The following is a 21835-nucleotide window of genomic DNA, read 5'->3' as shown; positions in this document are numbered from 1 at the left end:
CCCCAGCCTAACAGAAGGCTTTCGGTTACTGTCCGCCCGCCTTGGCCCTCGCCATCTTCCTGTTCACCTACGTCTTCATCGCCGGTATCCGCCTCCCCTTCCCCAGGCTGGATCGCCCCGGAGGCGCGCTCGTAGGCGCCGTCCTCATGGTGGTGGCCGGTGTCGTCGCCCCCTCCGAGGTCTTCAACTACAGCTCCGACCCCGCCCGGCACGCCGTGGACATGGACACGCTCGTGCTCCTGCTGGGGATGATGCTGCTCGCGGACTACCTCTCCCAGGCCGCCTTCTTCCGCGCCGCCGGAGCCTGGGCGCTGCGCAAGGCCCATACGCCCCGGTTGCTGCTCGTGGCCGTGGCCATCACCAGCGCCTTCCTCTCCGCCTTCCTCGTCAACGACACCATCTGCCTGATGCTCACCCCGCTGGTGCTGGTGGTCGTCGAGGACGCGCGCCTGCCTCCCATCCCCTACCTGCTGGCCGTGTGCATGGCCTCCAACTCGGGCTCGGTGGCCACCTTCACCGGCAACCCCCAGAACATGCTCATCCAGGGCGCCTCCGGCCTGCCCTATGCGCAGTTCGTCGCCTACATGGCGCTGCCGGCCGTGCTCTCCACCGCCGTGGTCATCGCGGGGCTCCTCTTCGTCTTCCGCAAGGAGCTCTCTCACGAGCGCTTCGATACCCACCCACCCGCGCCACCCGTGGACCGGCCGCTGCTCGGGCTCACGCTCGTCACGATCCTGGGCGTGGTCGCCGCCTTCTTCATCGGCCTGCCCATGAGTTGGAGCGCCCTGGCGGGTGCCGCGGTGGTGATGACGCTCGCCCGCCGCTCCGAGCCTCCTCGCAAGGCCATCGAGCGCGTGGACTACGTCCTGCTGCTCTTCTTCGCCTGCCTCTTCGTCGTCGTCTACGGCGTCAACAAGGCCGGCTGGGCCGATGACATCTACCGCGTCTTCTCGCCCTTGATGTCCGGGCCGCCCTGGCGCGAGACACTCGGCTTCGCCGGGCTGACGCTGGTGGCCTCCAACCTCTTCAGCAACGTGCCCTTCGTCATGCTGGCGCGCGCCTGGGTGCCCACGCTGCATGATCCCGTGCTGGGCTGGCACGTGCTGGCGCTCGGCTCCACCTTGGCCGGTAACCTCACGCTGGTGGGCAGCGTGGCCAACCTCATCGTCTTCGAGGCCGCCCGCGGCAAGGCCGAGCTCAGCTTCCTCGGCTACCTGCGCGTAGGCATCCCCATCACGCTCATCAGCTTCGTGCTGGGGCTCGCGGTGCTCCTCGCGGAGCACGCGCTCTTCTAGCGGCTACGGATCCGGATCCGGCAGCTCACCGGGCGCCAGGTCGGGCTCGGCGGGCTTCGGAGGAGCCGGCAGCTCGCGGCCCGTGGTGTGCGTACTGTCCGGCCCCGCGACCTCAGGCGGCGGCGCGCCCGGCTTGCGATCCGGTGGGCGCAGCTCCTCGGCGAACTGCGCGGCGACCACGTCCAGCATCCCCGTCAGCTCCTGGCGGAACAACGAGGGATCCTTCCCCACCTTGAAGGGATCCAGGTGCTCAGCGCCCTCGGACACCCGGTCCACCTCGAAGGGACGGCGCCAGATCTCCGCGCGCCCGTTGATCTTGAACATCCGCGCGTAGCCCCGCATGTACGCGCCCGCGCGCCCCTGGTCGCTGCGCATGCCGTAGTCCTGGATGACGAACTCCACCACCGAGTCCGCTCCCAGCCGCGTCAGCAGATCGTAGTCCGGGGCGTTCGCCGGAACCTCTTCCACCAAGAAGCTCTCCAGCATCGTCGCCACCCGCGCCGGCGCCAACGCGTCCACCCACGGCCGCTCCTCGGGGAGCTGCCGGAACGTGTTCACCCGCAGGCGCTCGGAGACCTCGAAGCGCGACACCGCCCCGGTCAGCTTCGCCTGCAGCCGGCGATCCGCTTCCTTCGGCTCCAGCTTCTTCAGCTTGCCCTTGTAGGCGCTGTCCTTCTGGAACACGAGGCTGTGCGGACCCGCCTCGATCTCGATCCGGGAAATGAACGCGGGCCGAGAGATCCGATCCAGGTCCGAGCCCGCAAGACGCTGCGAAGCACAACCCCCAGTGAGAAGCACCAGCAATGCGAGGAATGAGATCCGCCCCATTCCTCACACATACAGCACTTTTCCGCTTCGACCCAACGCACGGCGTCACAGGGAGGACAGTCTCTCCCAGGGGGAGCAGGCTTCAGAACAGCAGCAGCTCCTCGTGCGGCTCCAGCGTCTCCCCCGAGACTTTCTCATGCCCTCCGAGGAGGGCCTCGTTGCTGCGCTGCCGGGACTCGGTGAGCTCGGAAACGAGGGCGAGGATCTGCGGATGGGTGAGGATGAGGGTGTCGAAGTCCTCGCGGGGCAGCCGCAGCAGCGAGGTGTTGCGCGCAGCCGTCACGGTGGCATTGGCGGGCGTCTTCTGCAGCAGGGACATCTCTCCGAACAGCTCGCCCTCGCGCAGCCGGGCCAGTGACTGCTCTCCCTTGGAGACGGCCACCTCGCCGGAGAGCACCACGTAGAGGCCGTCCACCTGCTGGCCCTCGTGAATGATGGTGTCGCCCCGGCGCACCTCGCGGGCCCGGAAGCGCTCCACCAGCTCGCGCCGATCCTTGCGGCCGAAGGGCTGGAAGATCGCCGAGGTGTTCACCACGTCCGACAGCAGCCGCTGCCGGCAGAACCGCCGCAGCGCCCGGGCCACCTGCGGGTAGCGCCTCGAGAGGCTCGCGAGCACCGGGGCGGAGATCTCCAGCACCTGCGTCTCCTCGGCGGCGCTCACCACCGAGGCCGAACGCGGCGCGCCGGACAGCAGCGCCATCTCACCGAAGAAGGCCCCTTCGCCCAGCACGGCCAGATCGCGCTGCTCGGCACCGGTCTGGCGCACGATGCGCACGCGGCCCGCGCAGATGACGTAGAAGGCATCTCCCTTCGTGCCCTGCTCGATGATGCGCCCTCCCTCGGGGAAGCGGCGCAGCGGGCAGCGCTCGAACAGCGCGATGAAGGCGTCGCGCGGCAGGTCCGAGAAGAGCGGGATCTTCGGCAGCGCCTCGTCCTGGGGGGCCGCCTCGGTGACGGGCTCCTCGCCAACAGGAGTGCCCGGCTCCTCGGTATCAGCCACGGGCCCGGACGCTGCCGGCTCCGAGGCCTGCTCCGTGCCCGCGAGCGCCGCCAGCTCCACCGCGTGCAGCAGCGAGTCCGCCTGGACGGCAAGCTCTGTGAAGGGCGTACTGCCCGGCACCGGGGGCTGGAAGTCCACGCCCTCCTGGGGCGTGAAGCGCTCGAGGCGCGGTGAGGCGAGCTGCACCGCTGCAACTCGGAGGGGCTGGGGTGGAGGCGCGGGTGCGGAAGGCGCGGGACTGGGCGGCTGCTCCGTGACGGCTGGCCGGACGTCGCTCGAACGGCGGCGCAGACCTGGAGGTGCGGACTTCGCCACGGTGGCCTGGGTAGGCGCGGCCTCCGGGCTCCCCTTCTCCGCCTCGCTGAGATCCAGCTCGACCTCGATGTCCGCAGCGGGCGCCTCAGGCGGCGCGGCGCTCGCGTCCTCGAGGTCCAGATCCACCTCGATACCCGACAAGGACGAGGGGGCCTCGGGCTCGGAGTCCTGGGCCAGGGCCTCGTCGATGTCCGGCGGCAGCTCGATGTAGAGCGCGGCCTGCTTCGCCACCGGAGGGGCCTCCAGGGGCTTGGGCGTCATTGCTCGCGCTGAGCCCCCCGCTCCGCCACGGCGGGCGTAGAGGTTGGCGAGCATCTGCTGGACGCCCTGATGCGACGCATCCAGCTCCAGGATGAGCTTGCTGGCGGCGATGGCTCGCGGGAGGAATCCCTCGCGAGCAAAGCCCTCGGCGGCGGCCTGGTAGGCGGAGATGGCACGGGCGCTCTCGCCCACCTTCACCCAGGCATCTCCCAGACGCACGCGCGCCTGGTAGTCCTTCGGATCCAGCTCGCAGTATTCCTCGAAGAGCTCGGCGGCTCGGGAAAAGCGTCCCTTGGTGAGGGCTTCGTTGGCTTTGTCCCTGAGCTGCCGTGGCTCCATGTCAGCGTGCCCCCTCGGCTGCGGTCGTCGTCTTGGCCAACGCCGTTACCGCTGCCTCTCGGACCCGACGGTAATAGTCACTCTTGAGCGCGTCCAGTGAGTCGGCCTGGGCGCCCGTGCCCATCTTCGTGAGGGCACCCGCCGCCGCGGCCCGGATCTCCGGCAGGTCATGGAACAGGTCGCGTGCCACCTCCTCAGCCGCCGAGGTGTCGCCGATCTCCCCCAGGGCGGTGAGCAGATCTCGCCGGCCGACGCCCGAGGGCTCCTGCAGCGCCTTCACCAGCGTGGGCACCGCCTCCTTCGCCTTCATCCGGCCCAGCAGCGTGGCGGCCAGCACCACCTCGGGGCCTCCCTCGGAGACGACCTTCTGGAGCTCACCCGCCGCGGAGGCCGGGGCACCCGCCTTGACGAGCGCATCGAGCACCACCAGCTTCTCGCTGTTGATCTGCGGCAGCAGCTCCAGCAGCGCGGACCGACCGGCGTCACCCTGCTCGGCGAGCGCCTGGGCCAGGGCCTTCAGCAGATCCCGATCGGCTTCGAACATGCCGGCCTTGGCGATCGTCACGCCCTCGGGCCCCAGCCGCGTCAGGCCCACCAGAGCGGCGGTGCGCAGCGTCACGCTGGAGTCCCCGGAGAAGCCCTTGAGCAGCTCCAGCGCCCCAGGAGCCTTCACGGACCCGAGCGCGCGCAGCAGCCCGGCCAGGGGCTCGAGCCGGGACGACTCCACGTCATCGAACAGCTCCGCGGGCGTACGCTGGCGCACCACGGGTCGACCCAGGTCGCGAGCCTTGGCCGCATTGAGCGCCTTCACACGCGCCATGAGGCCGGAGTGCTTCTCGCCCCGCTTGTCCTGCCCCTCCTCCTTCCGAGAGGGATCAAACCCAGGCCCGTAGCGCTCGGGGAGCGGCTGGGTGACCCAGTCCTGCCGGAGCGCCTGCACGGACGCGAGCTCCTGCTCGTAGGCCTTCTGCAGCACGGGTGCCGCGGCGACATCCCCGATGGCCGCGGCGGCGTCCACAGCGAGTGCGCGCAGCATGGCATCGCCCTGGGTGATGAAGGGCAACACCTTGGGGAGCAGGTCCTTGACCACGGGGCCGAGGCCAATCACCGCCTGAAGCCCGCCAACGGCGGTGGAGGGGCGCGACAGACGCTCGACGATGGGCTCCATGGGGCAGCCGCCGCGCTCGCGCATCGCCCGGGCGACGGGGATCGCCTCGCTGGTCTCGGCGTCGAGCGCGACAGAGCACAGCGCGGCATCGGTCTGGGGTTGGCGCGGCATGGCCAGCAGGGCGTCGATGGCCAGGGGGCTCACGGAGCTCTTCTCCACCGCCACGGCCTGCAGCCGGGGAATGGCCTGGAGCTCCTGCAGCCGCGTGAGGGCAGTGATGGCGGCCTCGCGCAGCTCGGGGAAGCTCTCATCCAGCAGGGGCAGGATGGCAGGCACGGCGCGCTTGTCACCCAGGTCTCCCAGGCCGCGAACCGCGGCGGCGGCGAGGATGACCTGGCTGTCGCGCACCAGGGGCAGCAGCCGGTTGAAGGCCTCGGGACGGCCGCTCTTGCCCAGCTCCTCGGCGGCGCCGACGCGCTCGGGCAGCGAGCCCTCGTTGAGGGCCAGCAGGTTGCGGTCCCAGATGGCCTTGGACTCGGCGGCGACAACCTCGGCCATGGCGCCCGGCACGTTGGCCTGCTTGAGCGCCTGGACGATCACCTGACGCGTCTGGCGGCCACGGCGGCCGTACTGCAGGGTGAGGTAGGCCTTGGCCTTGTCGTTCTTCACCTGTGCGAGCGCCATGGCGGCCTGGCCCTGGACGTCCACATCGGAGTCCTCGAGCAGCTCGCCGAGCAGATCCACCACGCGGGGATCCTGGCTCTTGCCGAGTGCGGCAGCGGCCTCCCCGCGGACGATGGAGGCCATGTCCTTGGCCGCGCGGGTGAAGAGGGACAGGTCGTCGGGACGGGCGTCCTCGGCCAGCTTCTTCACGGCGAGAGCCCTCACCTCGGGGCGAGGGCTCTGTAGGTCCGCGAGCAACTGATCCCGGCTACCACTGCATCCCGCGGAGACGAGAAGGGACAGGACGACAAGGAAGGTGCGCGCGCCGGTTCGCATCGTTCTCCGGGGAGGGAAAGCGTGAGACGCCGGCGGTTATATCAGCGGTGCGCGCGACCGCCCACGACTCAGCGGCCCTTGCGAGGGCCCCCTCGCCCCCTGGGCGCCCCAGCACCCCGAGGACCACCTGCGCCGCGAGGACCGCCCCGAGGGCCGCCTGCGCCCCGAGGCCCGCCCGCGCCCCGAGGCCCGCCCGCGCCCCGAGGAGCACGAGAGTTCCACTCGGTCCTGGGCTCCTGCTTCTTCGCACGCCAGTTCACGAAGGAGCTCGAGCCCTCGCCAGTCTCCTCGCCTCCCGACCGTGCCGCACCGCGGCGCGCGGGGCCTTCGGCACTCCGTGGTCCGGGACGAGCACCGCGCTCGCCACGCTCCTCACCCCGAGGCGCCCACTCGCGGCGCTCCGGACGGGGGCTACGCGCGGGAACCCGGCGCTCGGCACTCGGGTCGGAACCAAAGGACTTGCGCTCGGGACGAGCACCGCGCTCGCCACGCTCCTCACCCCGAGGCGCCCACTCGCGGCGCTCCGGACGAGGGCCACGCGCAGGAACCCGGCGCTCGGCACTCGGGTCGGAACCAAAGGACTTGCGCTCGGGACGAGCACCGCGCTCGCCACGCACCTCACCCCGAGGCGCCCACTCGCGGCGCTCCGGACGGCCACCCGCGCCCGCCCCGAAGGACTTGCGCTCGGGACGAGCACCGCGCTCGCCACGCTCCTCACCCCGAGGCGCCCACTCACGGCGCTCCGGACGGCCACCCGCGCCCGCCCCGAAGGACTTGCGCTCAGGACGGCCACCCGCGCCTGCTCCGAAGGACTTGCGCTCCGGACGGCCACCCGCGCCTGCCCCGAAGGACTTGCGCTCCGGACGGCCACCCGCGCCTGCCCCGAAGGACTTGCGCTCCGGACGGCCACCCGCGCCTGCTCCGAAGGACTTGCGCTCCGGACGGCCACCCGCGCCTGCTCCGAAGGACTTGCGCTCCGGACGGCCACCCGCGCCTGCCCCGAAGGACTTGCGCTCAGGACGAGCACCGCGCTCGCCGCGCTCCTCACCCCGAGGCGCCCACTCACGGCGCTCAGGACGACCACCCGCGCCTGCGCCGAAGGACTTGCGCTCAGGACGAGCACCGCGCTCGCCGCGCTCCTCGCCCCGAGGCGCCCACTCCTTGCGCTCGGGACGGCTGCTCGGGCTCTCCTCCAGCTCATCCTCGTTGGGCGTCCACGTGCGACGCTCGGCTCGGCCACCCGCCGCGCTACGGAACGCCGGCCGGGAACCACCCTCGCCACGCGGGGCAAAGGCCTTGCGCTCGGGACCGCCAGCGGCCGCTCGTGCCGGACGCTCCGCCTTCACACCCTTGCGCTCGGGACGCTCCGTCCGGGCAGCCCCCCGCGGCGCGGGCTTCGCCGCCGCACGAGAACGCGCCGGTGCGGGAGGAGCCTCCTCGCCGAAATCCTCATCATCCAGGTCCGCCTCCGCGAAGCCCGGTGCCGAGCGCCCATGGCGCCGCGGCGGCAGCTTGAGCTCCCGCTCCGGCGGCGTGGCCTTGCCGTCGGCCACCTCCTGCAACATGCGCACCTGGTTCTCCGACAGCGGCCGCATCTCGCCCGGGCGCAGGCCCTCGACGGAGATGCCCGCGTAGTTGGGCCGGAACAGGCGCACCACCGGGGCCCCCACCGCGGCGCACAGCCGCTTGATGAGGTGCGGGCGGCCCTCGGCCACCACCAGCTTCAGCCAGGTGTTGCGCTCGGCCTGCTCGAAGACGTCCACGGACAGCGGCGTGGCCATGCCGTCCTCCAGCCGCACGCCGCTGCGCAGCTTCTCCAGCGTGGCCGCGTCCGGCGAGCCCTTCACCTTCGCCAGGTACGTGCGAGGCACCTGGAAGCTGGGATGCGTCAGCTTGTGCGCCAGCGCCCCGTCGTCCGTGACGAGCAGGGCCCCTTCGGCGTCGTAGTCCAGCCGGCCCACCGGGAAGAGCCGCTTGCCGGTCTCCTCGATGTAGTTGGCCACGGTGGGACGCCCCTGTGGATCCGACAGCGTCGTCACCACGCCCACCGGCTTGTAGAGCACGTAGTAGGTAGACTCCTCGGGCGGCGTGACGAGCTTGCCGTCCACCGTCACCAGGTCCCCTGGCTCCACCTTCGAGCCCAGCTCGGTCACCTTCTGGTTGTTCACCGTGACGCGACCATCGGTGATGAGCTCTTCCGCGTGTCTCCGCGAGGCCACACCCGCGCGCGCCAGGTACTTCTGCAATCTTTCAGCTGCCATTACCGCCACCTTCCACTTCTTCGCCCAGCCGTCAAGCAGGCTCTGATCCCTTGTCGCCCTCGGCGGGCGGCGGAGGGGTCGGGTTCAGGATGCCGGAAGCGGCCTTCTGCGTCTTGTCCGCAGCGTCCATGGCCTGCTCCAGCTCCTCGAGCGCGGCCTCCGACGCCGCCACGCTCTTCTCCATGCGCTTCTGGAACTCCGGATCCCCCAGCGTCTCCACGGTGCCGCTGGCCCCAGGCGCCGTCGGACGCTCCTTCTCCACGATCTCCTGGTGCTCCTGCGTCAGTTCGTGGAACTCGCGCAGCGTGGGCAGCGCGGACAGGTCCTTGAGGGCGAAGAACTCGAGGAACTCGCGGGTCGTCCCGTACAGCATGGGCCGGCCCACCTCCTCCTTCTTGCCGAGGATCTTGATCAGCTTGCGATCCAACAGCGCCTTGATGACGGCGCCGCAGTCCACGCCGCGGATGTCCTCGATCTCCGGGCGCGTCGCGGGCTGCCGGTAGGCGATGATGGCCAGCGTCTCCACGGCGGCGCGGGTGAGGCGCTGGGGTTTCACGCGCAGGTAGCGCCGCACGTACTCGCCCGAGTGCGGATCCGTCCGGAATTGCCACCCGCCCGAGACCTCGTACAGGACGATGCCGCTGATGCCGTCGCGGTGGATGCCAGAGATGAGGTTGAGGGCCTCCTGGATCTTCTCGCGCTCGATGCCCGTGGCCTCGTAGAGCTGATCCAGATCCAGCGGCTTCTCGGCCACGAAGAGCACGCTCTCCACGACGGTGCGGATGCGCTCTGGGGAGAGGTTGCGGCTCTTGACGACGAGCTTCTCGAAGGACGACTGGAGATCTGGGACCTCGTCGGCCTCGATGGTAGCGACGTCGGAGTCCTCCAGCTCGTCCTCGTCACCGGGACCGGTGACGGCGGCGATCTCCTCCTCGGTGAAGGGGCTGGGGCCTCCGGAGGAGCGCGGGGGCTTTCCTCCAGTGTCCTCGGGACCGTTGTTACCGGTACTCACTCTCATCCACCTCCGTGGGGACCAGCCGCTCCAGGGCATCCCCGTTGGGCGTGAGCATGATGTCCGCCAGGGGGGCTTCCTGGCTCACCTTGAGCAACCGCCGCTTCACCATCTCCAGGATGGCCAGGAAGGTGATCACCACCTCCTGACGCGTACGATGCTCATCGAACAGGCTCTCGAAGGAACACGCCCCCTGGGCCTTCAAGCGCTCGGCGATGCGCTGGATGGCATCGGAGATGCTCACCTTCTCGCGTACCACCTCGTGCTGCAGCTTGGGCGCCAGGCGCTCCAACACCCGGTCGAGCGCCTCGATCAACTTGAGGACCGAGAACTCCTGCAGGCCCACCTCCTCCTCGGGGATGGGCACGGCCTCCACGGGCACCCGGCGCGGGAAGACGTCGCGATCCAGGATGTCCTGCATCGCGAGCTGCTCGGCGGCGTCCTTGTACTTCTGATACTCGAGCAGGCGGCGCACCAGCTCGGCGCGAGGATCTCCCACGTCCTCCTGCTGCAGCTCCGTCACCGCGTCCGCCGTCTGCTCCGCGATGTCCTGACGCGGCAGCAGCATGCGGCTCTTGAGGTGCGCCAGCGTGGCGGCCATCACCAGGAACTCGCCGGCGATGTCGAGATTGATCTCCCGCATCTTCTCCAGGTGCTCGAGGTACTTCTCGGTGATGAGCGCCAGGGGGATGTCGAAGATGTCGAGCCGGTGCTCCTTGATGAGGTGGAGCAGGAGGTCGAGCGGTCCCTCGAAATTGGGCAGGGCGATGCGAAACGCGTCGCCCGGACTGAGGGGCACGTCTGCCTCGAGGGTCTCCTCGGTGGGAGGGGCGCTGCGACGGCCTGCGCTCACCAGACGTCCTTCACGCGCTAGGGAACGCCCACGGCGCTGCGGACCCGCTTCATGAGCTGGGACGCCTCGGCACGGGCCCGCTCGGCGCCATCCTGGAGGATGCGCTCGAGCTCGGCGGGATCGCTCTTGAACTCCTCGTAACGCTTGCGCGCCGGACCGAAGGTCTCGTGGAAGGCCTCGAGGAGCAGCTTCTTGTACTCACCGTAGCCCTTGCCACCCGCGCGCCAGGAGGCATCCACCTCCTGAAAGCGCTGCTCGGGCAGCATCAGCTTGAGCAGATCGTACAGAGGGACGTTCTCGGTGGGCTTGGGCGCCTCGACGGGCGTGGAGTCCGTCTTGATGCCCATGATGCGCTTCTTGATCTCCTTCTCGTCTCCGAAGAGCTCGATGGTGTTGCCGTAGGACTTGGACATCTTCTGTCCGTCCACGCCCGGCACCGTGGCGGTGCTCTCCTGCACCCGGGCCGCGGGCAGCTTGAGGATGCCGGGGGCGTGCCCCTTCTCCTTGCCCTCGGGATCCTGCGGATCGTAGCCCGGCACGTACGTCATGTTGAACTTCACCGCCCAGTCGCGGGCGAACTCGATGTGCTGGATCTGATCCTTGCCCACCGGCACGAAGTCCGCGCTGTAGAGCAGGATGTCGGCGGCCATGAGCACCGGGTAGGCGAAGAGGCCGAAGTCCGGGCTGATGCCCCGGTCGAGCTTGTCCTTGTAGCTGTGGGCGCGCTCCAGGTTGGCCATCGGCACCACGGTGCCGAGGATCCAGTAGAGCTCCAGCACCTCGCGCACATCGCTCTGGCGGAAGAGCACGGCCTTCTTCGGATCCAGACCCAGCGAGAGGTAGGCCATGGCCGCCTCGCGGGTGAGCTCCTCGGCCAGCTTCGCGTCGCGCACGGTGGTGAGCGAGTGGTAGTTGGCGATGAAGTAGTAGGCCTCGCCCTCATCCTGCAGGTGCACGAACTGCCGGAGCGCGCCGTAGTAGTTGCCGATGTGCAACCGGCCCGAGGACTGGACTCCCGAGAGGATCCGCATGACTCCCACGCCTATATACGAAAGGGGTGACAGCCCTGGTTCGCACACCCAGGGCCACCCTGCAACTTTCCTGCGAGCGCGTTGCTCGGATTGAACTCGGCCGCCCGCTCCCCGAGCAGACCGACTACTGGGAACTTCTTGGGACCCAGGAGGAAAAGCTGTGAAATCAAAGGGTTGCCGAGGGGTCCGGCCTTGGCTACCCTGCTGTTCCCCCAGCGAGAAGGAAGTCGTCGACATGGAGCGTTTCAAGGGGAATCTGGCCAGCTACCGGCTGCAGCTGTTGATGCCCGCGTTCTTCGAGGAACCAGCGGTGGACGGGATGCTGCGGGTCGAGCGGGGGGCGGTGCGCAGACACTTCTTCTTCCAGCGCGGCTACCTGGCGGGAGAGAGCTCCAGCGAGGCCACGGAGCACCTGGGACAGGTGCTGGCGCGGCTTCGAATCCTCGATGCAACGAGGGCGGCGGAGGCCTTCGCGGAGGCGGAAGCGTTGGGGGTGCCCTTTGGCACCTTCTTGGTGGAGCGAGGCCTGGTGGCGAGGGCGCGGCTGGCGGAGGCCATGGCGCACAAGGCGCGTGAAGCGCTCTTCGACTGCTACGGGTGGGAGTCCGGAGAGGTGGAGTTTCGTCCGGGGCTGCCGCCGCTGGGACGGGCGGTGGAGCTGCAGCTGGGCCTGAAGGAGCTGCACCGGGACGCGCTGACGCGGCTGCTCGAGTGGAAGGTGTTCTGGGATCTCTTCCCGGGGCCGGACACGCTGTTCGGGGTGTATCGAGAGTTCGCGGTGGAGACGGTGTCGGCGGCGGAGGATCAGCTGCTGCAGCTCGCCGAGAAGGGCGCGACGCTGAGCGAGCTGCTGGCGGCATCGCCGGAGGGTCCGCTGCACGGGGCGCGCTGGGTGCTGCGCCTGTACCGGCGCGGGGCGCTGACGCCGCGCAAGCCGAGGGGCCCGAAGGTGGGCGAGGCAACGGAGCTGGCGGATCTGCTGGAGCTGGCCCGGCGCCTGGTCGAGGCAGGCCGGTACGAGGAGGCGGTGGCGGTGGCGGCACAGGTGTTGGAGCGAGCGCCGGTGCCGGAGGCGCATGCACTGTACCGAGAGGCGGAGGTTCGGCTGACGGTGGCGCTGGCGGACGAGGTGCTGGCACTGGACGGACGGCTGTACTTCGAGCCGTTGCCGCGCCCTCCCCCGCCGTCGCTGACGGCGGATGACCTGTACCTGTACACGAAGCTGCGGGGCAGCCGGAGCGTGCGCGAGGTGCTGCGGAACACGGCCATGGGCGAGCTGGCGGCATACCGGGCGCTGAAGCGGCTGATGGAATCGGGAATCGCCCGAGTGATGCCGGACACCGGGGCTCCGAGGCGGCGCGCGAAGACGGAGCCGTTCGGAATCCCCATCGTGGGGCGCTGAGAGCCAATCCCCTCTCCCCTCGGGAGAGGGCTAGGGTGAGGGTATCTGAGCTCGTGTTGTTCCAACCCGTGGCCACCACAGTGAGCCCAGCGTCAACGGGAGCGCGTCAAACGGCTCGGCGATGACCTCCCCGTCACCGCTGCAACCAGCCACGAGCAGCCAGTCCCGCTCCTGCCGACGGTAGATCTCCAGGGTGCGCACCGACGGATCAATGAGCCAAACATGGCTCACGCCCTCGCGGTGGTAGAGCGGCAGTTTGCGTTTCCTGTCGACTGCCTCAGTCGAGGGCGAGAGCACCTCGCACAACCAATCCGGGGCCACCGTCGAGTAGGGCTCATCCATGAAGGGGGGCACGGGCATCCGATCGCGACGCCACCCCGCGAGATCTGGCACCAGGACGTCTCTCCCGAGGTGCAGCTCCGGCTCATGGAGGATCCACCACCCACCGCCAGGCTCCTGCTGCCCCAGATCCGAGACAGGGCCGAGCAGGACGCTCAAGGCCCAGGCCACCCGTGCATGGGGCATGGCCGGTCGAGGAGAGGCCACCAGTTCATCCCCCAACAACTCCCCGACCCACCCGACCGGCAGCGCTTCGATGTCCTCGTACGTCGCCGGCTTCTTTCCCTTCCCCATCGCCGTCTCCTCCTACCTCTGTGGTCAGAACCAGCAAGGCCAAGCCCCGCCTCCCTTGCTCCAGCTATTCTACACCGGGTTCTGACTTTTCCGGTAGGGTCGTCCCACACGGACAGGCTCAAGACAGCGCCCAGGGGAGTCCACACTCCCGGACTCTTGCGAGAGGCAAGCGCTTTCCCCTATGACGCGCCGGCTTTCTCACCTCTCAGGAAAGAATCCTCCATGCTCAAGAAGATCCTCCTTGGTGTCGCCGGCGTTCTCGTGGCGCTGTGCGGTGTCATCGCCATGCAGCCGGCCGAGTATTCCGTGCAGCGCAGCGCGACGTTCAAGGCGTCGCCGGACATCGCCTTCGCGCTGGTGAACGACTTCCACAACTGGGGTGGGTGGTCGCCCTGGGACAAGCTGGACCCGAACCAGAAGGTCACCTTCGAGGGCGCCGCCGCGGGCACGGGCGCGAAGTACGGCTGGTCTGGCAATGACGACGTGGGCGAGGGCCGGATGACGATCGAGGAGAGCAAGGCCAACGAGCTCGTCCGCATCAAGCTGGAGTTCATCCGGCCGTTCGCGTCCACCAGCCCGACCACCTTCACCTTCACCCCGGCCGCCGAGGGCGTGACGGTGACGTGGAAGATGGATGGCACCAACGACTTCATGGGCAAGGCCTTCGGCCTGTTCGTGAACATGGACGTGATGCTCGGGAAGGACTTCGACAAGGGCCTGGCGGCCATGGGCAAGATCGCGGAGGCCGAGACGGTGAAGCGCGCCGAGGCGGAGGCCGCGAAGCTGGCGGCCGAGAAGGCGGCGGCCGAGGCCGCGGCTGCTGCCGCCGCTCCGGTCGAGGGCCAGCCGGCTCCCGCGGGCGGCCAGAACGTGGCGGCCCCCACGCCGTGATGACGTGAGGTGGGTGGTGGGGGCTTACGTGCCCCCTGCCCTCTTCCTCGCCACGCGGCTGCCCAGGGCCCCTCCCCGCCCGCGCACGTCGTCTCCGCGCGGGTGGGCGTTGTCGTAGACGGCCCGCAGCCGCACGCTGTTCACGTGCGTGTAGATCTGCGTGGTAGCCAGGTCCGCGTGGCCCAGCATGGCCTGCACCGCGCGCAGATCCGCACCGCGCTCCACCAGGTGCGTGGCGAACGAGTGCCTCAGCTTGTGAGGTGACAGCGGCTTGCGGATGCCCGCCTTGAGCGCATAGCGCTTGAGCAGCTTCCAGAAACCCTGCCGGGTGAAACCATCGCCGCGCGGGGTGATGAAGAGCGCCTTCGACTCGCGCTCGCCCAGCAGGAGTTGCCGGGGCCCCGCGAGGTACGACTGCACCTTCTCCGCCGCGATGCTGCCCACCGGGACGATGCGCTCTTTGGAGCCCTTGCCCTTCGCCACCAGATAGCCGGCACCCAGCTGGATGTCGTTGATGCCCAGGCCCACCAGCTCGCTCACACGCAGGCCGGTGGCGTACAGCACCTCGAGCATGGCCTTGTCCCGCATGCCCACGGGCGTGCGCTCGTCCGGAGCGGCGAGCAACTGCTCCACCTCCTCCAGCGTGAGGAAGACAGGCAGCTTGCGCGCCGAGCGCGGGGTGTCGATGTCCTCGGTGGGATCCTTCTCCACGTACTTCTCGGCCACCAGGAAGCGATGGAAGCCGCGGATGGCCGCCAGGTGCCGCGCCTGGCTACGCCGGGAGAGCCGGCGTGTGTTCAGCGTCGTCAGGTGGCCGGTGATGTCATCCGGCTGCACGCGCACCACGTCGATGATGCCCTTGCGCTTCAGGTCCGCGAAGTACACCGCCAGATCCGCGGCGTAGGCATCCACCGTCTTGCCGGACAGGCCGCGCTCGGCACGGATGAAGGCGATGAATGCGTCGAGGTACCCTTCCATCGTCCGTGCAGGGTAGCCCAGCGGGGTGAGCGAGCAACCTTCCGGATGCGACGGACCTCAGCCCGACACCTCCGAGAGGGAGCTGGCGTTCAACATGACGCACCGATGGGTACGCGTTGATCGAATGGTTTGCTTCGTATATCATTTACCTCATAAACGAATGGGATGAGCCTGTCCGCCCTGAGCCCACATCAACTCCCATCCCCCATCCTGTGAGCCGGCCCCCATGAGCGATGCCCAGACTCTGTCCCTGCCCGACAACGCCTCCCTGTTCACCCGCCTGCGCGTGGCGAGCCAGTGCCTGGGGGTGCTCAAGGAGGACCCAACGAATCCCACCGCCGGCCAGACGTTCAACTTGAGTCTGAACGCCAACGTCTACGCATCGCTCGTCCAGCAGTTCCAGCGCGGCGAGGAGGGGCGCCGCCTGCTGTCCGAGCGCCCTTCTCTACAGGGCAAGGAACTGGATCTGACCGCGTTCGAGCGCATGCCCGAGGGAACGCTCGGCCATGAGTTCGCGCGCTACTACCGCGACAACAAGATCTTCCCCTTCGAGACGACGCTCGAGCTCGAGAACGACATCCACTTCATCTCCAAGCGATACCGCGAGACGCATGACCTGCTGCACGTGCTGACGGGCTACGGCACGGACGTGGTGGGCGAGATGGAGCTGCAGGCGTACGTCCTGGGCAACCTGGGACTCCGGACCACGGCGTTCGTCCTGTTGAACGGCACGATCGGGCTCCTCAAGACTCCGCAGTCCAGCATCGGGCGATCCGAGTACCTACAGCGGTTGTGGGCCGCGTTTCGCCGAGGCCGCGCGTCCCCGCAGTTCCTCAGCGTCAGGTTCGAAGACCACTGGGAGACCCCCGTGGCCACGCTGCGCGCGCGGCTGTGCGCCCCCGCGAATGGGTAGGGAGCGATGACTCGGAGCGACCCCCTCATCGAGCACGCGGAGCGCGCACTGCAGCTGATGTCCCGCCTCCACCGCTGGGCCGCCACGAGCGTGCAGGCGAACCACCTGGGCGGGGAGTTGAGTCTGCGCCAGCTCACCATGCTCTACGCCATCCGGCAGGGAGTCTCCTCTCCTGGGCTCCTGGCGCGGCGGCTGCTGGTCACGCCGGCCGTCATCACCGGACTGCTCGACCGCCTGGAGCGGCAGGGCTACGTGCGACGCGAGGCCGAGCCCGACGACCGGCGGCGGCTCCGCATGGTGCTGACGGAGGCTGGACTGGCGGTGAGCCAGCGGGTCCGTCAGGCGCTGACCGGTGACCTGGCCGCCCAGTTCGCGAGCGCCTCCCCGGCGGAGCTGAAGGAACTGGGCCGCGCGCTGGACCTCATGGAGCGAGCGCTCGGCGCGCTGGAGCAACACACGCCCTCGCCCCCCGAGGAGGGGCTGGAGGACGAGGAGGTGCGCCCCACCCGGCGCAGACGCGTGCCGCCCGCGAGCAAGGGCCGGAAGAAGTGACACCAACGACGGAGGACACCATGACGACGAACCGGATGGACGAGCAGAAGGAAGCCGTGACGCCAGTGCAGACCCAGGACGGCACCTGCCCCGCGAGGGCCCTCCGGGAAGCTCCCACCCAGGACTCCGTGGTCCTGGACAGGGAGGACCCCGAGTTCCTGGCCAACGCCCCCGCCATCTATGCCGAGCTGCGGGCCCTGGGACCCGTGGTGCGCTGCCCCTTCGGCCGCGGCATCTCGGATGGGGTCAATCCGGAGGGCTCACGAGCGCGCGAGTCCGGCAGGGTTCCCGGACGCGACAGGCTCTTCGTGAGCCGGTACGACGACGCGGTGTCCGTGCTCCTCAGTGATCGCTACGCCTCCGACATGCGCTCGGTGATGACGCCGGAGCAGCGGGCGCGGCTGGAGGCGACCATGCCCGAGGAGTTCCGGCCCCTCGCGCACAGCATCCTGATGCTCGACCCGCCGGATCACACCCGGCTGCGCAAGCTGGTTCAGCCCAACTTCACCGCTCGCGCCATGGAGCTGCTCCGGCCGCGCATCCAGCGGCTCGTCAATGAGCTGCTCGACACCATCGAGCGCAAGGCGGCCGAGCGCGGTGAGGCCGTGTCGGAGCGCCGGATGGACCTGATCGAGTCCTTCGCCTACCCCCTGCCCGTCACGGTCATCAGCGACATGCTCGGCATCCCGGCGGAGGATAGAGAGCAGGTTCATGGCTGGGCGGAGCTCCTCCTGCGCGCCGATCGCAAGGACGCCATGCGGGATGATCGGATTCGGGCCAGCCTGCGGGCGTTCAGCCAGTACCTGGACGGGCTGTTCGAGCGGAAGCGGCGTGCGCCGGCCGAGGACATGATCAGCCAGATGCTCCACGTCCAGGAGGATGGGGACACCCTCAGCCACCGGGAGATGGTGTCGATGGTGTTCATCCTGTTCTTCGCCGGGCACGTGACGACGGTGAACCTGATTGGCAACGGCGTCTTCGCGCTCCTGACCCACCCCGAGCAGCACGCCCGCTTCCTGGCGGACCCCACCGGCCTGGCCAAGGGGCTCGTCGAGGAGACGCTGCGCTACTGGGGACCGGTCGACTACATCAGCACGCCGCGCATCGCCCTGGAGGAGATGGAGCTGGGAGGAACGCGCATTCCCAAGGGGGAGAACCTGTCGGTGGGGCTCTCCTCGGCCAATCGGGATCCGGCGCGGTTCGCCAATCCGGAGGTGTTCGACATCACGCGGCCCGACGCCCACCGGAACATCGCCTTCGGCAAGGGCATCCACGTCTGCATCGGGGCGCCGCTGGCCCGGCTCGAAGGGCAGATCGCCTTCGAGTCCCTGTTCCAGCGCTTCCCGAAGCTACGGCTGGCGGTCCCCGCCGAGGAGATGCAGTGGGGCAGTGTCGCCAACCTGCGTGGGTTCACCCGGATTCCGGTCCTGTTCTAGGAACGGGAACGCCCTCAGGCGGCGAGCGCCTTGTCGATGGCGGAGAGCACCAGGGGATCGTTCGGCGGCACGTCCGGCGCGAAGCGAGCGACCACCTCGCCGTTCTTGCCAATGAGGAACTTCTCGAAGTTCCAGAGCACACCAGGCTCGGGGTTCGGCGTCATGCCGTAGCCCTGCAGCCGCTCGCGGAAGTTCTCGCCAGGCCGCGAGGCCGCCTTGGGGAACCGCTGAGTGAGCTCGCGGTACAACGGATGGATGTCCGGTCCGGTCACCGTGATCTTCGAAAACATCGGGAAATCCACACCGAAGGTGGACCGGCAGAACCCCTGAATCTCCTCGTTCGTCCCCGGCTCCTGGCCAGCGAAATCGTTGGCCGGGAAGCCCAGCACCACCAGGCCCTGGCCGCGGCGTTCGGCGTAGAGCTTCTCCAGGCCTTCATACTGCGGCGTCAGTCCGCACTTGGAGGCCACATTGACCACCAGCAGGACCTTGCCGGCGTAATCGCCAAGATTGGCGTCACCGCCCGTGATGGTCTTCAGAGGCACGTCTTGAATGGTAGTCGGCATGCGGTTTCCTCTCTTTGCCCAGACTTCAGTCTAGCTGGCCCTTGCCCTGCCGCAGCACCTCGATCTGGTCGCCGATCAACGACACCACCGTCGAGGGCTCCATCAGCCGCACCCCGCCATCGAGGATGAGCTCCAACCCGTGCCCCAGCGCGTCCTTGATGTCCTTGGCGTCGATGAGGGGCTCGCCCTCGGCGTCCGTGGCCGAGGTGGTGACGATGGGCCGCCCCAGCGCCGCGGCCAGCGCCCGCGCCAGCTCCGAGTCCGGCACCCGGATGCCCACCTGCTTCTGCTTGGACATCATCGCCTCGGGCACCAGCCGCGTGGCCTCGAGCACGAACGTGAAGGCCCCGGGCGTCAGGCTCTTCATCGTCCGGTACGCGAAGTTGCTCACGTGCCCATACTTCGCCACGTCCGACAGGTCCGGGCACAGGAAGGCCATGGGCTTCTTCTTGTCCCGGCCCTTGAGCTGATACAGCCGCTCGATACCCTTCTTCGAGCCCAGGTCACACCCCAGGCCGTAGTAGGTGTCCGTCGGGTAGGCAATCAGCCCGCCGCTGGAGAGCACCTCCACCGCGCGCTGCACGTGCCTCGGCTGCGGGTGCTCCGTGTTCACCTCGATGATCGGCGCTGACGCCATACACGTATCTCCTCAAGCCGGGCCCGCGGCCTCTTCGGAGTGTACCTCGCCACTCCGCTCCAAGGCCCGCCGGGTGAGGACCGGGCCAATCAGCTCGTGAGCGGTGATCATCGCCACGATGAGCACCTCCACCTGCGGCCCGAAGTCCGGGAAGGTTCGACTGATGAGCGCCGCCAGCCCGAACGTCACGCCCGCCTGCGAGATGAGCCCCATCCACAGGTAGCGGCGCAGCCGGGGATCCTCCGGCGGAGAGAAGCGCCGGCACGAGACGTAGATGGCCACGCCCCGCACCGCCACCAGCAGCAGGGCCGCCGGCCCCACCGTCACCAGCGCGTCCAGCTTGAGCCCCGCCCCGGCCGCGGCGAAGAAGAGCGCGAAGATGGGCAGGCCCGCCTTCTGGATGGCGTGGTGGATGCGCTCGCCCTCGCGCTCGTCCAGGTTGGCGATCAGCGCCCCGGCCGCCAGCGATATCAGCAGCGGAGACAGGTGCAGGCGCGCCCCGGCCTCGGCCGAGACGAAGCACAGCCCCACCAGGAAGAGCGGCAGCTCGCGCTTCACCCTCCGCATGTACACCAGCAGGAGCAGCGCCAGCACGCCGCCCACCAACACCGAGCCGAACAACTCCCACCCCACCCCGCCCAGCAGCCCTCCCACGTCCAGCCCTCCGCCGAAGCTCGCCCGCGTCAGGCCCGCCGCCAGGGCGAAGCCCACCATGACGACCAGGTCCCCGATGATGACCAGGGCCATGAGGAACTCGGTGAAGCTGCCACGCGCGCTCGTCTCCTGCACGATGGCGATCGTCACCGTGGGAGAGAAGGACACCACCACCATGGACACCAGCGCACTCACCGCCAGCGCCTGCGGCACCGTCAAGGGCGCCAGGAAGGGCAGCACCGGCTTGAGCGCGAAGAGCGCCCCGAAGACAACCAGGAACGTCACCCCGCAGACGCCGACGCACAGGGCCGCCACCTTGGCGCCCACCCGGCGAATGAGCTGGAGCTGCAGCTCCGTGCCCGCTACCAGCGCAATGAGGCTCACCGCGAGCCCCTTCACCAGCTCCAACCCCTTCACTCCCGCGCCAGGGATGAAGCCCAGGGCATAGGGCCCCACCGCCACGCCCACCAGCAGGTAGCCCGTGAGCCGGGGCAGCCCGAGCCCCTTGGCCACCTTGCCAGCGAACAACCCGCACAGCAGCAGCGCTCCGGCCGCGAGCGTCACCGACGTGCCCGTGTCCACGCGCCACGCCTGCGCCCTGCCGATGGCCGCCAGCACCAGCAAAAGCAACGTCAGCCGCAGGAGCACGCCCTTCATGACATGCCTCCCCGCGCTCGGGCCGAGGCGGGCGCCAGCACGTAGCGGAAGGCCTGGCTGCCGAGCAGCTCGTTGATGACCGCCCCCGCCACCACCACGTCAAAGACGCGCTGGGACAGGGTCCCCGGCACCAACACCAGGTACTCCACCACCAGACACAGCGCGAGCCCGCCCTGGGCGATGAGCGCGTAGCCCAGCCGCGGCGGCAGCGCCAGCGTGCCTCCCGCGATGCGCTGCGCGAACGCGCCTCCCAGGACCTTGCCCAGGAAGCGCAGGCCCAGGTACCCCGGCAGCAGCGCCCAGGCCATCATGTCCCGCGCCTGCACATGGGCTCCCACCAGGAAGATCAGCAACAGGTACGAGGGCCGCTCGAAGCGTCCGAGCCCACGTGCCGCCTGCTCCACGGCCCGTCCGCCCACCAGCGCCAGGGTGGCCCCGCAGGCCACTCCCGCCAGCAGCGCCGACACCCGCAGGTACGCCGCGGCCCCAGACACCAGCGCGACCCCGCCCAGCAGCACCGCCATCAGCTCGTCCTGCTCCTTCAGCCCATGCATGAGGAAGGCGAGCAGGGCACCACACGCCACGCCCAGCAGCAGCGCGAGCGCCACCAGCCCAAACCCCTCCAGTGGATTGCCCGCCGCGCCGAAGACGAGCGCCAGCACGAGCACCCCCAGGCCCACCAGATCATCCAGCATGGTGAGCAGCGCCACGGACAGGCCGCTGCGGCGGTCCATCCGCCCGCTGCGGTAGCCCAGCACCGCGAAGTGGCCAGAGGACAGGCTCGCCGCCGCACCCAGCAGCGCCGCCGCACCCACCGCGGCCCCGGGGGGCAGACCCATGGTGAAGAGCAGCGGACCGGCCAGGGGCAAGGCCACCCACAGGAAGGCCGTCCCAGCATGAGCGAGCGCCGCCGCGTACACCTCCCGAGGCAGCAGCCGCAGCACCCGGGGCTCCAGGTTGAGGCCAATGATGACCCCGGCCACCCCGAGCCCCAGGGCCAGCACCGGCCGCAGGGCCGTCAGGTCGCTCCAGGAGAGCACCCCCAGAGTGCCCGGCCCCACGAGCGCCCCACAGGCGAGGAAGAGCAGTCCACTGGCGGCAAGGTGCGCCACGGCTGGAAAACGGCCAGGGTCCAGCACCACCCGGCTCGAGGCCAGCAAAGAGAGCGCCGCAATGGCGAGTAGGACGAGCAGCGCCTGCACGAGAAAGGTGAT

The 21835-nt window shown here is 69.3% G+C and carries 19 protein-coding genes; 6 read left to right on the top strand and 13 right to left on the bottom strand.

The genetic code is table 11. From position 1 onward, the window contains the following. Nucleotides 1–41: 41 nt before the first annotated feature. Complete coding sequence (locus OV287_RS26775; RefSeq protein WP_267536880.1) at nucleotides 42–1295, top strand: ArsB/NhaD family transporter; 1254 nt, start codon at nucleotides 42–44, stop codon at nucleotides 1293–1295. Nucleotides 1296–1298: 3 nt separating this feature from the next. Here OV287_RS26775 and OV287_RS26770 read toward each other — a convergent pair whose 3' ends face one another. The 7 genes from OV287_RS26770 to trpS form a co-directional block, all read right to left on the bottom strand. Beyond that, nucleotides 1299–2123, bottom strand: a complete 825-nt coding sequence (locus tag OV287_RS26770; protein ID WP_267536879.1) for a hypothetical protein — start codon at nucleotides 2121–2123, stop codon at nucleotides 1299–1301. 82 nt (nucleotides 2124–2205) lie between these two features. Further along, on the bottom strand, nucleotides 2206–4038 hold the full coding sequence (locus tag OV287_RS26765) for a cyclic nucleotide-binding domain-containing protein (RefSeq protein WP_267536878.1): 1833 nt from the start codon (nucleotides 4036–4038) through the stop codon (nucleotides 2206–2208). Between the two features lies 1 nt (nucleotide 4039). Next, on the bottom strand, nucleotides 4040–6145 hold the full coding sequence (locus OV287_RS26760; protein ID WP_267536877.1) for a HEAT repeat domain-containing protein: 2106 nt from the start codon (nucleotides 6143–6145) through the stop codon (nucleotides 4040–4042). 68 nt (nucleotides 6146–6213) lie between these two features. Beyond that, complete coding sequence (locus OV287_RS26755) at nucleotides 6214–8406, bottom strand: pseudouridine synthase (RefSeq protein WP_267536876.1); 2193 nt, start codon at nucleotides 8404–8406, stop codon at nucleotides 6214–6216. A gap of 31 nt (nucleotides 8407–8437) precedes the next feature. Further along, nucleotides 8438–9418 carry an SMC-Scp complex subunit ScpB gene (gene scpB, locus OV287_RS26750; protein ID WP_267536875.1) on the bottom strand — a complete coding sequence of 327 codons (981 nt, stop codon included), beginning with the start codon at nucleotides 9416–9418 and terminating at the stop codon, nucleotides 8438–8440. Continuing rightward, the gene (locus OV287_RS26745; protein WP_267536874.1) at nucleotides 9405–10271 is read right to left on the bottom strand and encodes a segregation and condensation protein A; all 867 of its coding nucleotides are present in this window, start codon (nucleotides 10269–10271) and stop codon (nucleotides 9405–9407) included. The genes scpB and OV287_RS26745 overlap by 14 nt, the downstream gene beginning before the upstream one ends. Nucleotides 10272–10288: 17 nt before the next feature. Further along, entirely contained in the window at nucleotides 10289–11302 is a 1014-nt protein-coding gene (trpS, locus tag OV287_RS26740) for a tryptophan--tRNA ligase (RefSeq protein ID WP_267536873.1), read from the bottom strand. A gap of 235 nt (nucleotides 11303–11537) precedes the next feature. Here trpS and OV287_RS26735 point away from each other — a divergent pair, with 235 nt between their 5' ends. After that, a complete protein-coding gene (locus OV287_RS26735; RefSeq protein ID WP_267536872.1) occupies nucleotides 11538–12704 on the top strand; it encodes a DUF4388 domain-containing protein in 1167 nt (388 codons plus the stop codon). A 30-nt stretch (nucleotides 12705–12734) separates the two neighbouring features. Here OV287_RS26735 and OV287_RS26730 read toward each other — a convergent pair whose 3' ends face one another. Then, the gene (locus OV287_RS26730; RefSeq protein ID WP_267536871.1) at nucleotides 12735–13337 is read right to left on the bottom strand and encodes a Uma2 family endonuclease; all 603 of its coding nucleotides are present in this window, start codon (nucleotides 13335–13337) and stop codon (nucleotides 12735–12737) included. Nucleotides 13338–13559: 222 nt separating this feature from the next. On the opposite strand from OV287_RS26730, the gene OV287_RS26725 reads away from it, so the two are divergent. After that, complete coding sequence (locus OV287_RS26725; protein ID WP_267536870.1) at nucleotides 13560–14228, top strand: SRPBCC family protein; 669 nt, start codon at nucleotides 13560–13562, stop codon at nucleotides 14226–14228. 24 nt (nucleotides 14229–14252) lie between these two features. Here the strand turns inward: OV287_RS26725 and xerD are convergent, their stop codons facing one another. After that, the gene (gene xerD, locus OV287_RS26720) at nucleotides 14253–15206 is read right to left on the bottom strand and encodes a site-specific tyrosine recombinase XerD (protein WP_267536869.1); all 954 of its coding nucleotides are present in this window, start codon (nucleotides 15204–15206) and stop codon (nucleotides 14253–14255) included. Between the two features lie 226 nt (nucleotides 15207–15432). Here xerD and OV287_RS26715 point away from each other — a divergent pair, with 226 nt between their 5' ends. From OV287_RS26715 to OV287_RS26705, 3 genes are read left to right on the top strand one after another with little or no spacing between them, the layout of a single operon-like run. Then, nucleotides 15433–16119, top strand: a complete 687-nt coding sequence (locus OV287_RS26715) for a Coq4 family protein (protein ID WP_267536868.1) — start codon at nucleotides 15433–15435, stop codon at nucleotides 16117–16119. A gap of 6 nt (nucleotides 16120–16125) precedes the next feature. Beyond that, nucleotides 16126–16671 carry a MarR family winged helix-turn-helix transcriptional regulator gene (locus OV287_RS26710; protein WP_267536867.1) on the top strand — a complete coding sequence of 182 codons (546 nt, stop codon included), beginning with the start codon at nucleotides 16126–16128 and terminating at the stop codon, nucleotides 16669–16671. Between the two features lie 20 nt (nucleotides 16672–16691). Next, nucleotides 16692–18107 carry a cytochrome P450 family protein gene (locus tag OV287_RS26705; RefSeq protein WP_267536866.1) on the top strand — a complete coding sequence of 472 codons (1416 nt, stop codon included), beginning with the start codon at nucleotides 16692–16694 and terminating at the stop codon, nucleotides 18105–18107. A gap of 14 nt (nucleotides 18108–18121) precedes the next feature. Here OV287_RS26705 and OV287_RS26700 read toward each other — a convergent pair whose 3' ends face one another. From OV287_RS26700 to OV287_RS26685, 4 genes are read right to left on the bottom strand one after another with little or no spacing between them, the layout of a single operon-like run. Then, nucleotides 18122–18673, bottom strand: coding sequence for a glutathione peroxidase (locus OV287_RS26700; protein ID WP_267536865.1), 552 nt, complete (start codon nucleotides 18671–18673; stop codon nucleotides 18122–18124). Nucleotides 18674–18698: 25 nt separating this feature from the next. Beyond that, nucleotides 18699–19310 carry an L-threonylcarbamoyladenylate synthase gene (locus OV287_RS26695; protein WP_267536864.1) on the bottom strand — a complete coding sequence of 204 codons (612 nt, stop codon included), beginning with the start codon at nucleotides 19308–19310 and terminating at the stop codon, nucleotides 18699–18701. A gap of 12 nt (nucleotides 19311–19322) precedes the next feature. Next, nucleotides 19323–20621: a cation:proton antiporter gene (locus OV287_RS26690; RefSeq protein WP_267536863.1), complete on the bottom strand. Its 1299-nt coding sequence runs from the start codon at nucleotides 20619–20621 to the stop codon at nucleotides 19323–19325. Beyond that, nucleotides 20618–21823 carry a cation:proton antiporter gene (locus OV287_RS26685; RefSeq protein ID WP_267536862.1) on the bottom strand — a complete coding sequence of 402 codons (1206 nt, stop codon included), beginning with the start codon at nucleotides 21821–21823 and terminating at the stop codon, nucleotides 20618–20620. Before OV287_RS26685 ends, OV287_RS26690 begins: the two co-directional genes overlap by 4 nt. Nucleotides 21824–21835 lie beyond the last annotated feature (12 nt).

The sequence above is a fragment of the Archangium lansingense genome, from assembly GCF_026626635.1.
In the GTDB taxonomy this organism is placed as follows: Bacteria; Myxococcota; Myxococcia; order Myxococcales; family Myxococcaceae; genus Archangium; species Archangium lansingense.
This window is presented reverse-complemented; position numbering and strand designations above follow the sequence as displayed.